A 353-nucleotide genomic window follows, 5' to 3' on the forward strand; every position below is an offset into this window, starting at 1 on the left:
TCAGGGAGAACTCATCTCGGGGCAAGTTTCGTGCTTAGATGCTTTCAGCACTTATCTCTTCCGCATTTAGCTACCGGGCAATGCCATTGGCATGACAACCCGAACACCAGTGATGCGTCCACTCCGGTCCTCTCGTACTAGGAGCAGCCCCCCTCAATTCTCCAGCGCCCACGGCAGATAGGGACCGAACTGTCTCACGACGTTCTAAACCCAGCTCGCGTACCACTTTAAATGGCGAACAGCCATACCCTTGGGACCTACTTCAGCCCCAGGATGTGATGAGCCGACATCGAGGTGCCAAACACCGCCGTCGATATGAACTCTTGGGCGGTATCAGCCTGTTATCCCCGGAG

General features: G+C 55.5%; 1 rRNA gene. It reads right to left on the bottom strand.

Features of this window, described 5'->3' with window-relative positions:
- Nucleotides 1–353, bottom strand: a 23S ribosomal RNA gene (locus FDX22_RS00260); the annotation flags it as partial.

Source organism: Citrobacter sp. TBCS-14 (genome assembly GCF_005280805.1).
GTDB lineage: Bacteria > Pseudomonadota > Gammaproteobacteria > Enterobacterales > Enterobacteriaceae > Citrobacter > Citrobacter gillenii.